At 72.5% G+C, this 13,630-nt stretch carries 10 protein-coding genes; 8 read left to right on the top strand and 2 right to left on the bottom strand.

Going from position 1 to position 13,630, the window contains the following annotated elements:
• Positions 1–47: 47 nt before the first annotated feature.
• A complete protein-coding gene (locus OO68_RS28830) occupies positions 48–1,682 on the bottom strand; it encodes a penicillin-binding transpeptidase domain-containing protein (RefSeq protein WP_033312099.1) in 1,635 nt (544 codons plus the stop codon).
• A gap of 897 nt (positions 1,683–2,579) precedes the next feature.
• The gene (locus OO68_RS28825; protein WP_033312098.1) at positions 2,580–4,328 is read right to left on the bottom strand and encodes a dolichyl-phosphate-mannose--protein mannosyltransferase; all 1,749 of its coding nucleotides are present in this window, start codon (positions 4,326–4,328) and stop codon (positions 2,580–2,582) included.
• 111 nt (positions 4,329–4,439) lie between these two features.
• On the opposite strand from OO68_RS28825, the gene rsmI reads away from it, so the two are divergent.
• The 8 genes from rsmI (at position 4,440) to OO68_RS28785 (ending at position 13,568) form a co-directional block, all read left to right on the top strand.
• Entirely contained in the window at positions 4,440–5,288 is an 849-nt protein-coding gene (gene rsmI / locus OO68_RS28820) for a 16S rRNA (cytidine(1402)-2'-O)-methyltransferase (RefSeq protein ID WP_033312097.1), read from the top strand.
• A 284-nt stretch (positions 5,289–5,572) separates the two neighbouring features.
• On the top strand, positions 5,573–5,983 hold the full coding sequence (locus OO68_RS28815) for a hypothetical protein (protein WP_033312096.1): 411 nt from the start codon (positions 5,573–5,575) through the stop codon (positions 5,981–5,983).
• Positions 5,984–6,062: 79 nt separating this feature from the next.
• Positions 6,063–6,953, top strand: a complete 891-nt coding sequence (locus tag OO68_RS28810; protein WP_033312095.1) for a TatD family hydrolase — start codon at positions 6,063–6,065, stop codon at positions 6,951–6,953.
• A 118-nt stretch (positions 6,954–7,071) separates the two neighbouring features.
• Entirely contained in the window at positions 7,072–8,568 is a 1,497-nt protein-coding gene (locus OO68_RS28805; protein ID WP_033312094.1) for a resuscitation-promoting factor, read from the top strand.
• Between the two features lie 55 nt (positions 8,569–8,623).
• Positions 8,624–9,514: a 16S rRNA (adenine(1518)-N(6)/adenine(1519)-N(6))-dimethyltransferase RsmA gene (rsmA, locus tag OO68_RS28800; RefSeq protein WP_033312093.1), complete on the top strand. Its 891-nt coding sequence runs from the start codon at positions 8,624–8,626 to the stop codon at positions 9,512–9,514.
• A complete protein-coding gene (locus OO68_RS28795) occupies positions 9,511–10,410 on the top strand; it encodes a 4-(cytidine 5'-diphospho)-2-C-methyl-D-erythritol kinase (RefSeq protein WP_033312092.1) in 900 nt (299 codons plus the stop codon). Before rsmA ends, OO68_RS28795 begins: the two co-directional genes overlap by 4 nt.
• A gap of 64 nt (positions 10,411–10,474) precedes the next feature.
• Positions 10,475–11,689: an ankyrin repeat domain-containing protein gene (locus OO68_RS28790; protein ID WP_051814843.1), complete on the top strand. Its 1,215-nt coding sequence runs from the start codon at positions 10,475–10,477 to the stop codon at positions 11,687–11,689.
• 70 nt (positions 11,690–11,759) lie between these two features.
• The gene (locus tag OO68_RS28785; RefSeq protein WP_033312091.1) at positions 11,760–13,568 is read left to right on the top strand and encodes an ABC-F family ATP-binding cassette domain-containing protein; all 1,809 of its coding nucleotides are present in this window, start codon (positions 11,760–11,762) and stop codon (positions 13,566–13,568) included.
• Positions 13,569–13,630 lie beyond the last annotated feature (62 nt).

Genomic DNA, 13,630 nt, shown 5'->3' with positions numbered 1-13,630 from the left:
TCCCAACGACGGCCACCACCCTAGAGTCCCGTGCGGCGGAGGTGAGATCAGCCACCTGTTCGTAGCACGGCTGCGACAATCGGCCCGGCCGCGTCGCCGCCGTGGCCGCCCTCCTCCGTCATGGCCGCCGCCGCGACGTCACCCCGGAATCCGGTGAACCAGCTGTTGGACTTGGCGTTGCCGTCGACCTCGGCGGAACCGGTCTTGGCGCCGATGTCGCCGCCGAGACCGGCCATGGCCTGCGCGGCGGTGCCCTGTGTGGCCGTGAGCCGCATCATCTGCTTGAGCTGGGCTGCGGTGCTCGCCCGCAGGCCCTGGGCCCGGGCCAGTTCCCGGCCGTCCAGCTCCGGCGAGACCAGGTAGGGCTGGCGGAAGGCGCCGGTGATGGCGGTCGCGGTGACCGAGGCCATGTTCAGCGGGCTCATCTGCACCTGGCCCTGCCCGATGGCGCCCGCCGCCCGGTCCGGCCCGTCGACGGCGGGGACGCTGCCGTCGAAGGAGGCGATGCCGGTCTTCCAGTTGTCCTGCCCCAGCCCGAAGCGCTCCTCGGCCTCCTGGGTCAGCGAGGCGTCCGTGAGCGGCTTCTCGTCGATCAGCTTGATGAAGGCGGTGTTGCAGGACCGCATGAAGCTGTTGGAGAGCGTCGCGCTCTCGTCGGGCTTCATGCCGGTCAGGTTCTTGAACGTCTGGCTCTGCCACACGGCGGTGTCCGGGCAGGGCGCCGGGCCGTTCATCGAGGTCACGCCGTTGTCGATGAGCATCGCGGCGGTGATGATCTTCATGGTGGAGCCGGGTGCCGCCTCGCCCTGGAAGGCGGCGTTGAAGCCGTCCGTGCGGTGGTTGGCCACGGCCAGCACCTCGCCGGTGCTGGGCTTGACGGCCACCACCGACGACTGGGCGAACCGCTTGACCGCCTTCTCGGCCGCCGCCTGCGCGCCCGGGCTGATCGTGGTGGTGAGCTTGCCCGGCTTGCCCTTGGCGAGGGTGAGCAGCGGCGTGTCGGGAGCACCGTCGCCGGCGTGCCGGATGACCAGCTCGACGCCGGGGGTGCCGCCCGCCTTCTCGCCGTACTTGTCGCGCAGGGCGTCCAGGACCGGTCCGAGGGAGGGGTACTTCTCCTTCGTCAGCTCGGAGCCGTCGCGGCCCACGGCCTCGATGGGCGGCGTGGCCGACTGCTCGGTGACGAGGGTGTCCCCCTTCTTCAGCCCGGGGTGCACGACGGACGGCTGCCAGTCGACCAGCGCCCGCCCGGTGGTCAGTCCGCGCACGACCTTCAGCTCGCTCTTGTAGCCGAGCGGCTTCGACTTCCCGTCGTAGGTCACCTTCGCCTTCACCGTGTACGGCACGGTGTTGCCCCGGGCCGCGCCCGGCGTGATCTTCACGCCGGTGATGTGCGCGTCGTCGCCGAAGGCGGTGAGCAGCTGCTCGGCGGCGCCGTCGTTGTTCGTGTACGAGGCCGCGGTGGCGGCGGCGCCCTTCTCCCAGGCCGAGAAGAACTTGGCCGTGGTCTCCTTGACCTCGTCCTGGTCGGGCGGCCCCGACTTCTTCTCCGAGGCCACCCCGCCCGCGCCGCCCCCGTCACCGTCGAGGGCGCTCACGAGGTTGTAGGCGCCGTACCCGGCCCCGCCCACCATCACCGCGAACACCCCGCCTATGACGGCGGCTTTGACCCCCTTGCCCATGGCCGGACCCCTCCCCGTAGAGCCCCACGCGCTCCTTTGAACGCGTTCAGAAAGCTCGGTGCCGGGGGGCACTCTATGCGTAAGCGGTTACCAGGGGGACGGGTGTTTCGAATTTTGACCGAACACTGGCGCTGTCCGGAGTGATGACTGGCGCGCCCTGGCGAACAGTGGCGTTCGGTCGTGCGGTGCCGTGGCGCGCCGGTAGGTTGCCTTGAGCCGGGTGCTGTCCCTCATCTGAACGCCCGCCGGTAGGCGGCGGGTCCCAACTTGGTTGGGAGGGCAGAGGGATGGGAGACCGGACGGATGGAGCGATCGACGAGGCGAGGGGCCTGCCGTGGGAAACGGCGGTCTGACTGGGTGCAGTTGGCGGCCCTTTTCCTCACAGCGGTCACTGCCATTGCGGGATGCGTCGAGCACTTCCTGTGAGACGTGAAGGGTGAGCCGGACGGCTGGTCAGGGTGAGTGTGCCCGACCGCTGAGTATTCGGCCGGGCACACCCTGCCCCGCGCACTGGCCTGACTTTGGGAGGCACCCCGAAGTCAGGCCTTTTGCGTACGCGGGGAGACACTGGAGCCGACTCGGTCCGTCCGGCACGGCATCACTGGATGAGGTAACCGCACGTCAGCGGTAAAGCTCAAGCATGGCCGCGCGACCCGGAATCAAGATGCCCCGATTTGGGTGGCGAAACGCGGGCTTGCGCAGGGGTGGCGTTCCGGGTGGCGGAGAAGGAAGCGCAGGTCGCCGGCTTGCTGGGGTGGCGAAACCTGGCGTATGGACAGGAGCTCTCTGCGGCCGGGCGACGTTCTCGTCCTGCTCTGCTGGTCCACGGCCGCTGACGACCGGCCACGGTCCATGACGGTCCTGCGGGTTACGGGACCGTCATGCTCACGCGCCCTGCTACACCCACGTATCCAGCCACATCCGCGACCGCCAGTCGTCGATCGGGATGGCGGTGCCGGTGTAGAGCGGCCAGAAATAGATGAAGTTCCAGGTGATCAGGAGGACGAGGACGCCCGCCGCCGTGGCGCCCGCGACGCGGCGGGTGTCGGTGGAGCGGGGTGGGCCGATGATCGCGCCGAGGAGCATCGCGACCGCAAGGCACAGGAACGGCAGGAAAACGACGGCGTAGAAGAAGAAGATCGTGCGCTCCTGGTACATGAACCAGGGCAGGTAGCCGGCCGCGATGCCGCAGGCGATGGCCCCCGCGCGCCAGTCACGGCGGAAGAACCAGCGCCACAGCACGTAGAGGACCGCGAAACAGGCGACCCACCACAGCAGCGGCGTGCCGAGCGCGAGGACCTCGCGGGCGCACTTCTCGCCGGCGTCGGCGGGGCAGCCGTCCTTGCCGGGGGCCGGGGACTCGTAGAAGTACGACACCGGGCGGCCGAGGACGAGCCAGCTCCACGGGTTGGACTGGTACGTGTGCGGCGAGGACAGGCCGACGTGGAACTCGTACACCTGGTGCTCGTAGTGCCACAGGCTGCGAAGCCAGTCGGGCAGGAACGTCCAGCTGCCGCCCTTGCCGCTGGTCGCGGCCCAGTTGCGGTAGTAGCCGCCGGAGCCGTTCGTGGCGGAGAGGATCCAGCCGGTCCAGGACAGCAGGTAGGTGACCAGGGCGACCGGGACCGTGGCGAGGAACGCGAGGCCGGTGTCGCGCCTGAGGACCGCCGCGTACGGGTGCCGGGCACCGGCGACCCGCCGCGAACCGACGTCCCACAACACCGCCATCAGGCAGAACGCGGCCAGGATGTAGAGGCCGTTCCACTTCGTGCCGATGGCCAGGCCCAGCATCAGGCCCGCCGCCCAGCGCCAGGGGCGCCACCCCAGGCGGGCCGTCTCCGCCGTGTGCCGGTCGGGACGGACCCTGCCGTCCTCGGCCGCCGGCAGCGCGGCGGCGAGTTTCGCGCGGGCCCGGTCACGGTCGACGAGCAGGCAGCCGAACGCGGCCAGCACGAAGAACATCAGCACGCCGTCGAGCAGCGCCGTGCGGCTCATCACGAAGTGCAGGCCGTCCACCGCCATCAGCGCGCCCGCCAGACACCCCAGGAAGGTGGAGCGGAACAGGCGGCGGCCGATCCGGCACAGCAGCAGCACGGACAGCGTGCCGAGCACGGCCGTCATGAAACGCCAGCCGAAGGGGTCGAACCCGAACATCAGCTCGCCGAGCCCGATGACGTACTTGCCGACCGGCGGGTGCACCACGTACGCGGCGTCCGCCGGGAGCGGGACGTGCCCGCCCGACGACAGGACCAGGTCGTTGGCCTTCTTGTCCCAGTTGAGCTCGAACCCGCGGTGGATCAGCGCCCACGCGTCCTTGGCGTAGTACGTCTCGTCGAATATCACCGCCCTGGGGCTGCCCAGGTTCCAGAACCGCAGCACCCCCGCCAGCAGCGTGACGAGCAGCGGGCCGATCCAGCCCGACCAGCGCACCAGCCGGCCCGCGAGCTTGTGCGGGACGCCGAGCGCCGCCCACAGGCGCGGGGAGGGCTCGGTGTAGGGCGGCACCAGGCGGTCACGGACGTCGCGGGCGTCGCTTCTGGGCTGCCCCTGGTAGCCGAAACGGCGCAGCCGCTGCTGCCAGGACGGCCGCTGGTCGAGCGGCGCCTGGCCCTGCCGGGTGTCCGTGGAGGACGCGGTACTGGTCACCGCGCCATCGTAGGGAACCGTTCTGTGTGAGTCCCGTGCATGGCCGGTATGCGTCCGCATCCTCCGCCCCTGGGAGGAGTCCGCGTCCGCCGCCCCTGGGAGGATGGAGGCGTGATCGGAACCCTCGTACTCGCAGGCACCCCCATCGGCGACATCGCGGACGCCCCGCCCCGGCTCGCCGAGGAACTGGCCGGAGCCGATGTGATCGCCGCCGAGGACACGCGGCGGCTGCGCCGGCTGACCCAGGCGCTCGGCGTCATGCCCAAGGGGCGGGTCGTGTCGTACTTCGAGGGCAACGAGTCCGCCCGGACGCCGGAGCTGGTCGAGGAGCTGGTGGGCGGGTCGCGGGTGCTGCTGGTCACGGACGCGGGGATGCCGTCCGTGTCCGACCCGGGGTACCGGCTGGTCGCCGCCGCGGTCGAGCGGGACGTGCGGGTCACCGCCGTGCCCGGACCGTCCGCGGTGCTCACCGCGCTCGCGCTGTCCGGACTGCCGGTCGACCGGTTCTGCTTCGAGGGGTTCCTGCCGCGCAAGGCGGGGGAGCGGCTGGGGCGGCTGCGGGAGGTCGCCGGGGAGCGGCGGACGCTCGTCTACTTCGAGGCTCCCCACCGGCTCGACGACACGCTGGCGGCGATGGCCGAGGTGTTCGGGGCGGAGCGGCGGGCCGCGGTGTGCCGTGAGCTGACCAAGACGTACGAGGAGGTGCGGCGTGGCGGGCTCGGGGAGCTGGCCGCGTGGGCCGCGGAGGGGGTGCGCGGGGAGATCACGGTCGTGGTCGAGGGCGCGCCGGAGAAGGGGCCCGAGGAGGTCGGTCCCGAGGAGCTGGTGCGGCGGGTCCGGGTGCGGGAGGAAGCGGGGGAGCGGCGCAAGGAGGCGATCGCCGCGGTGGCGGTGGAGGCGGGTGTGCCGAAGAGGGTTGTTTTTGACGCCGTGGTCGCTGCGAAGAATGCCGCTCCCTGACCGGGTTCGGGGTGGGGCTCCAGGTGCTTCGCGGGGTGCGGGTGGTGTGTGGTCGATCGCGCAGTTCCCCGCGCCCCTAAAGGGGGCGTTGAACACCCTCTGAGCAGGGCGCATGTCGTTTGAGCGTGCGCCCCATGGGTGGGCAAAGCGCAAGGGGTGCAACGGCAAGGGACGCCCAAATCGGGGCCAACAGTCGACAGGTCTGCTGCCATCGGTCCGGCCGAGGAGTCCACTGGGTTGCGGGGACGGAATCGTCCTCACGCCACAGCGGAACAGGAGCTGGCATGAGTGAGATCGCAGGGCAGACCGGGCTCCGCGCCGGTGCGAGCGCAGTCGTCAACGAGTCCTACTCGTTCGCATGCATGCGGTGCGGGCACGGCTGGGAGCAGTCGTACGAGATAGAGCACCATACGGACGCCGCGGGTCACGAGTTCGTCCTCTACGTCGCGGACGGCAAGGTCGTGCCCTCCCCGTTGAGCAAGCCCGAGTGCCACCACTGCGACAGCCACGTCGTGCGGATCATGCGGCCCGGGCGGGTCGCGTCGGCGCGCGACGCGGCGCACCGGCCCTCCCGGGTGCCGCCGCCCGCCGGGCCCGTGGAAGTGCCCGCGCCGCCGGCCGACGGCGAGGGGCGCGAGCACCACCACTGGCACCTGTCCGACCTGCTGCACCCCTTCCAGCGCAAGGCGAGCTGACCCGTCCGGCCGCCTTGTCCGACGCCCTCCCCGGTCCTCCCCCATCGGGGAGGGCGTACCTCTTTCGTAGGATCGGGGCATGCCTTCGAACGACTCCGGCCGCCAGGACAAGAACGCGGCCCCGCCCCTCCCGGAGCCCCTCCGGGTCCCGGTCGCCGACTCCCACACCCACCTGGACATGCAGTCCGGCACGGTCGAGGAGGCACTGGCGAAGGCGGCGTCGGTCGGAGTGACGACGGTCGTGCAGGTCGGCTGCGACCTCAAGGGCTCCCGGTGGGCGGCCGAGACCGCGGCGGCCCACGACGCCGTCCACGCCACGGTCGCCCTGCACCCGAACGAGGCACCCCGGATCGTGCACGGCGACCCCGACGGCTGGTCGCGGCAGGGCGCCCGCGAGGCCGGCGGCCGGGCGGCGCTGGACGAAGCGCTCGCCGAGATCGACCGGCTCGCCGCATTGCCCCAGGTCAAGGGCGTCGGTGAGACCGGCCTCGACTACTTCCGCACCGGGCCCGAGGGCAAGGACGCGCAGGAGCTGTCCTTCCGCGCCCACATCGAGATCGCCAAGCGCCACGGCAAGGCCCTGGTCATCCACGACCGCGAGGCCCACGCCGACGTCCTGCGCGTGCTGAAGGAGGAGGGCGCCCCCGAGCGGACCGTCTTCCACTGCTACTCCGGCGACGCCGAGATGGCGGAGATCTGCGCGAGCGCGGGCTACTTCATGTCCTTCGCCGGCAACGTCACCTTCAAGAACGCCCAGAATCTGCGGGACGCGGTGGCCGTGGCCCCGCTGGAGCTCCTCCTCGTCGAGACGGACGCGCCCTTCCTCACCCCGGCGCCCTACCGCGGGCGGCCCAACGCCCCGTACCTCGTGCCGGTCACCGTGCGCGCCATGGCCGGGGTGCGCGGCATCGACGAGGACACCCTCGCCACGGCGCTCGGCGCCAACACCGCACGCGCCTTCGGGTACTGACACCGGCCGCACTACTGTGCGTAGCCGCGTCGCTTTGGAGAGTGACGAACGCTCCGCTAGGTTCTGGGGGCCCGATCCGGACCCCTCTGGACCCCTCCGGCCCCTGGAGCGTGTCGGCGTGAGCAACTCCCGATACGGAACGTACGACATGTACGGGACTTCTGAGACCTACGAGACGTATGAGACGTGTGGCCCGGCCTATGCCCACCCGGTGTACGGCGACTTCCACGCCCCGCCGGTCGATCTGCACAGCGCCGAGACGCTCGGCTGCGGGACGCCCGCGGCACCCGGGTCACCCGGCGCCTACGCGAACACCTACGCGGACACCTACCGGCCCGCCTACGAGGCGCCGACCCTGCCCGGGCTGCCCCGGCAGGGTGCCCGGGACGACGGGCCGGCGCCCGGGTCCGTCGGGCGGCCGGGCCAGGGCCCGGGTGTGCACGCCGGATCTCGTGCCGTGGCGCGCACCGGCGCGCACCGAAGATCCGCACGCCGGCGCAAGGCGCGCTACGCCGAGCGCCCGGACAGCCCCATGCGGCGGCTCCTCCCGCAGGCCCTGGTCGTCGCCTTCCTGGCCGGCGGCACCACGGCGTTCGTCGCCAAGGACAAGGCGATCGAGCTGAACGTCGACGGCAAGGCGCGCACCCTGCACACCTTCGCCGACGACGTCACCGAGCTGCTCGCGGAGGAGGGCGTCGAGGTGGGCGCCCATGACGTGGTCGCGCCCGGGCCCGGCACGGAGATCAGCAGCGGCGACGAGGTCGCCGTGCACTTCGCCCGTCCCGTGCGGCTCACCCTCGACGGGCACCGGCGCGAGGTCTGGACGACCGCCCACACGGTGGAGGGGGCGCTGCGGCAGCTGGGCGTGCGGCAGGAGGGCGCGTACGTGTCCGCGTCGCGCTCCCGGCGCATCGGGCGTGAAGGGCTCGCCCTGGACGTGCGGACCGAACGCACGGTCACGATCATGGCGGACGGCCGCGCCCGCACCGTGCGCACCAACGCCGCGACCGTACGGGAGGCCGTCGAGGAGGCCGGGATCACCCTGCACGGCCAGGACACCACGTCGGTCCCGCAGGGGAGCTTCCCGCGCGACGGGCAGACCGTGACCGTGCTGCGGATCACCGGCGGCAAGGAGGTCCGCGAGGAGGCGATCCCGTTCCAGGTGCGGCGCACGGAGGACCCGGACCTCTTCCGCGGCACGGAGGTCGTGGAGCGCCCGGGCGAACCGGGCCTGCGCCGGGTCACCTACTCCCTGCGCACGGTCAACGGCGTCAAGCAGAAGCCACGCCGGATCAGGTCCGAGGTGGTGCGCGAGCCGCGCCCGCAGGTGGTCAAGGTCGGCACCAAGCCGCGCCCCGCCTCCGTGCAGGGCGCCGACCACCTCGACTGGCAGGGCCTCGCGGCCTGCGAGTCCGGCGGCCGGCCCGACGCGGTCGACTCCTCGGGCACCTACGGCGGCCTCTACCAGTTCGACACCCGCACCTGGCAGGCCCTCGGCGGCAGTGGCCGCCCCCAGGACGCCCCGGCGGCGGAACAGACGTACCGGGCGAAGAAGCTGTACGTGCGGCAGGGAGCCAGCCCCTGGCCGCACTGCGGGGCACGGCTGGGCGGATGAGCGGGCGGACGAGCAGGCGGACGAGGGGGGAACCGAACCCCCGTACCCTTGTCCCGTGACCAGCAGCCCCACCCCCGACGCCCTCCTGGGCCCCGCCGACGTCCGCGAGCTCGCGGCGGCCCTCGGCGTGCGCCCGACCAAGCAACGCGGACAGAACTTCGTGATCGACGCGAACACCGTCCGCCGTATCGTCCGCACCGCACAGGTCCGCCCCGACGACGTGGTCGTCGAGGTCGGCCCGGGCCTCGGGTCGCTCACCCTCGCGCTGCTGGAGGCCGCCGTCCGGGTCACGGCCGTGGAGATCGACGACGTGCTCGCCGGTGCGCTGCCCGCGACCATCACGGCCCGCATGCCCGAGCGCGCCGACCGGTTCGCCCTGGTCCACTCGGACGCCATGCACGTCACCGAACTGCCGGGCCCCGCGCCCACCGCGCTGGTCGCCAACCTGCCCTACAACGTGGCCGTGCCGGTCCTGCTGCACATGCTGGAGACCTTCCCGACCATCGAGCGCACCCTCGTCATGGTCCAGGCGGAGGTCGCCGACCGGCTCGCCGCGCCGCCCGGCTCGAAGGTCTACGGCGTCCCCTCGGTCAAGGCCAACTGGTATGCCGAGGTCAAGCGCGCCGGTGCCATCGGGCGGAACGTGTTCTGGCCGGCGCCCAACGTCGACAGCGGCCTGGTCTCGCTGGTCCGCCGGAGCGAGCCGCTGAAGACGACGGCCGCCCGGCGCGAGGTGTTCGCCGTCGTCGACGCGGCGTTCGCCCAGCGCCGCAAGACGCTGCGGGCCGCGCTCTCCGGCTGGGCCGGATCCGCCGCCGCGGCCGAGGAGGCCCTCGTCGCCGCCGGGGTCTCGCCGCAGGCCCGGGGCGAGTCGCTGACCGTGGAAGAGTTCGCGCGGATCGCCGAGCACAAGGCGGACCGGCACCAGGAGAAGGAGCCCGCGTGAGCGTCACGGTCCGTGTCCCGGCCAAGGTCAACGTCCAGCTGGCGGTCGGCGCCGCCCGCCCCGACGGCTTCCACGACCTGGCCAACGTCTTCCTCGCGGTCGGCCTCTACGACGAGATCACCGTCACCCCGGCCGACGAGCTCCGCGTCACCTGCGACGGCCCGGACGCCGACCAGGTCCCCCTGGACCGCACGAACCTGGCGGCACGGGCCGCCGTGGCGCTCGCCGAACGGTACGGCCGCAGCCCCGGCGTCCACCTCCACATCGCCAAGGACATCCCCGTCGCCGGCGGCATGGCGGGCGGCAGCGCGGACGGCGCCGGCGCCCTGGTGGCCTGCGACGCGCTGTGGCAGACCGGCGCCTCCCGCGAGGAACTCCTGGAGATCTGCGCCGAGCTGGGCAGCGACGTGCCGTTCAGCCTGGTCGGCGGGGCGGCCCTCGGCATCGGGCGGGGCGAGCAGCTGACGCCCCTGGAGGTCGGCGGCACCTTCCACTGGGTGTTCGCGATGGCCGGGCGGGGCCTGTCCACCCCCGCGGTCTTCCGCGAGTTCGACCGGCTCGGCGAGGGCACGGACATCCCCGAGCCCGTCGCCTCCCAGGAACTCCTCGCCGCCCTCGCCAAGGGCGACCCGGACGCGCTCGCCGCCGCCGTCTCCAACGACCTCCAGCCCGCGGCCCTGTCGCTCCTCCCCGAACTCGCCGGCACCCTGGCCGCGGGGCGGGCCGCCGGTGCCCTCACCGCGCTCGTCTCGGGCTCCGGCCCGACCACCGCGTTCCTGGTACGCGACCCGGAGTCGGCGGCCGCGGTGGCACAGGCCCTGCTCGCGTCCGGGACGTGCCGGACGGTGCGTACGGCCTCGGGCCCGGCGCCCGGGGCGACGATCGCCGGGCGTTAATCACGTGCCGCGGCCGCGGCCGGGCGTCTAGGCTCCCTCAGTTGTTTCACGAGGGGGCGCAGGCGTGCGGGAACTGGTCGCGGCGGTACGGCGCGGGGACGCGGACGAGGTCAGGGCACTGCTGGAGTCCGGGGCCGACCCAGACACCCTCGCCGACGGCCTCCCGGTCCTGTGCCTCGCGGTGGCGGCGTACGACGAACCCGTCGCCGAAGCGCTGCTCCAGGCCGGAGCCGACCCCCTGCGCCCGCTGCCCGACGGGAGCACGCCGCTGCTGCGGGCGGTGGACGGCGGGTCACACCACATGACCTACACGCTCGCCACCAGCCGGATCCCGCTCCCGGCACCGGCGCGCGCCGGACTGCTGGACCGGGCCAGGCGCTGGTCGGAGGCGGGCGCCGAGGCCGGACTGCGCCGCCTCACCGGCCTCACCGGGCCCGTCGAGCGGATCCGGGCCGTGGACGACGAGGTCGGCTGGTGGTGCGAGCAGCTCACGCTCGGCCCCGTGACCGTGCGCGACGAGCACCGGGCCGTCCTCACGTCCATGGAGGCCCTCTACGGCATCCGCACCCCCTTCGACGAACTGGTCGCCCGGGCCCTCGCCCACCCCGACCGGGACCACGTCGTGTGGTGCGACGTCGTCTTCACGCTCGGCCGGCGGACCGACGAGGAGACCTGGCTGTGGAGCCGGGACCTGCTCAACCATCCCGACCGGACCCACCGCCTGCTCGCCGCCGACCTCCTGCTGTCCCTGATCCTCGGAGACTTCGTCAAGGGAAGCCAGCCGTTCTGGGAACGGGGGCGTGAGCTCGTGCCGTGGGCGGAACAGGAGGAGGACGCGCAGGTGCTGGCGGTTCTCCTGCACGCGATGACCCACGACAGCGCCCCGGAGATCGAGGCCGTCGGGCTGTCGTACCTCACCCACCCGGACCCGGGGGTGCGCGCACTGGTGCCGCAGACCGTGCACCGCCCCGAGAGCCTCACCGCCGTGCTCGACCTGGCCCATGACGAGGACCCCGGCGTACGCGAGGCGGTGTGCCACTGGCTCGGGCACCACCGGGGGAGCGAGCCCGAGGTGGGGGATGTGCTGGTCGCTCTCACCCACGACGAGCGGCAGGAGATCCGCATCGGCGCCGTCTCCGGCCTGGCCTACCGCGACGACCCGCGCTGCGTGGAGGCCGAGCACCGGATCGGGCCTGTGGCCGAGGAACTGCGCGACGACGAGCGGCTGCACGACGTGTGGCGCTACCAGCGCCGCCGGGAAGCCGCGGGCGGCGTCTGACCGCCCCGGCCGGAGCACCCCCACGCGCGACTACCCTGGGGGTCGATCCATCCCCCTTGGCAGGAGAGTAATGGCCGTCAACCTGGTCAATGTCGAGAACGTCAGCAAGGTGTACGGCACCCGCGCCCTGCTCGACGGCGTCTCCCTCGGCGTCTCCGAAGGGGACCGCGTCGGTGTCGTGGGCCGCAACGGCGACGGCAAGACCACGCTCATCCGCATGCTCGCCAAGCAGGAGGACGCCGACACCGGGCGCGTCACGCACTCGGGCGGGCTCCGCCTCGGCGTGCTCACGCAGCACGACTCCCTCGACCCCGCGGCCACCGTCCGCCACGAGGTCATCGGCGACATGGCCGACCACGAGTGGGCGGGCGACGCCAAGGTCAGGGACGTCCTGACCGGCCTGTTCGGAGGGCTCGACCTGCCGGGGTTCCCCAAGGGCCTCGACACCGTCATCGGCCCGCTCTCCGGCGGTGAGCGGCGCCGGATCGCCCTGGCCAAGCTGCTCATCGAGGAGCAGGACCTGCTCGTCCTGGACGAGCCCACCAACCACCTCGACGTCGAGGGCATCGCCTGGCTCGCCCGGCATCTGCAGAACCGCAGGTCGGCGCTGGTGTGCGTGACCCACGACCGGTGGTTCCTCGACCAGGTGTGCACGCGTATGTGGGACGTCCAGCGCGGCGCGGTCTACGAGTACGAAGGCGGCTACTCCGACTACGTCTTCGCCAGGGCCGAGCGCGAGCGCATCGCCGCCACCGAGGAGGCCAAGCGGCAGAACCTCGTCCGCAAGGAGCTGGCCTGGCTGCGCCGCGGGGCGCCCGCCCGGACGTCCAAGCCGCGCTTCCGCGTCGAGGCCGCCAACGAGCTCATCGCGGACGTGCCGCCGCCCCGGGACAGCAGCGAGCTGATGAAGTTCGCCTCCACCCGGCTCGGCAAGACCGTGTTCGACCTGGAGGACATCACCGTCCAGGCGGGCCCCAAGGTCCTCCTCAAGCACGTCACCTGGCAGCTCGGGCCCGGCGACCGGATCGGCCTCGTCGGGGTCAACGGCGCCGGAAAGACGTCCCTGCTGCGGGCCATGGCCGAGGCCGCCCGGTCCGACGGCGAGACCCAGCCCGTCGGCGGGCGCGTCCGCGTCGGCAAGACGGTGAAGCTGGCCTACCTCTCCCAGGAGGTCGCCGAACTCGACCCGGCCACGCGGGTGCTGGAGGCCGTGCAGCAGGTGCGCGAGCGCGTCGACCTCGGCAAGGGACGCGAGATGACGGCCGGGCAGCTGTGCGAGACGTTCGGCTTCGGCAAGGAGAAGCAGTGGACGCCCGTCGGTGACCTGTCCGGCGGTGAGCGCCGCAGGCTCCAGCTGCTGCGCCTGCTCATGGACGAGCCCAACGTCCTCTTCCTCGACGAGCCCACCAACGACCTCGACATCGAGACGCTGACCCAGCTGGAGGACGTGCTCGACGGCTGGCCCGGCTCGATGATCGTCATCTCCCACGACCGGTTCTTCATCGAGCGCACCACCGACCGGGTGTTCGCGCTGCTCGGCGACGGGGCCCTGCGGATGCTGCCGCGCGGCATCGACGAGTACCTGGAGCGCAGGCAGCGCATGGAGGAGGCCGCGGCCGCCTCGGCCCCCGCCGCCGCGCAGCAGTCCGCCGCCCCGGAGAAGAGCGCGGCCGACCAGCGCGCCGCCAAGAAGGAGCTCCAGAAGATCGAGCGGCAGCTCGACAAGGTCTCCGAGAAGGAGACGAAGCTCCACGCCCACATCGCCGAAAACGCCACGGACTTCGCGAAGGTGGCCGAACTGGACGCCGAGCTGCGGGAGTTGGCCGGTCAGCGCGAGGAGCTGGAGATGCGCTGGCTGGAACTGGCCGAGGACGCGTGAAGGGTGCGTGAAGGCGCATAACGAGGGCATCACGGGCCGGTCCTCCCTTGGGAACAGGGGGT

Source organism: Streptomyces iakyrus (assembly GCF_000717055.1).
GTDB lineage: Bacteria > Actinomycetota > Actinomycetes > Streptomycetales > Streptomycetaceae > Streptomyces > Streptomyces iakyrus.
This window is presented reverse-complemented; position numbering and strand designations above follow the sequence as displayed.

Bases quoted from the DNA above. Each gene is read 5' to 3' on its own strand.
- OO68_RS28830 (WP_033312099.1), bottom strand. From the start codon at position 1,682: ATGGGCAAGGGGGTCAAAGCCGCCGTCATAGGCGGGGTGTTCGCGGTG.
- OO68_RS28815 (WP_033312096.1), top strand. From the start codon at position 5,573: ATGAGTGAGATCGCAGGGCAGACCGGGCTCCGCGCCGGTGCGAGCGCA.
- OO68_RS28810 (WP_033312095.1), top strand. From the start codon at position 6,063: ATGCCTTCGAACGACTCCGGCCGCCAGGACAAGAACGCGGCCCCGCCC.
- OO68_RS28785 (WP_033312091.1), top strand. From the start codon at position 11,760: ATGGCCGTCAACCTGGTCAATGTCGAGAACGTCAGCAAGGTGTACGGC.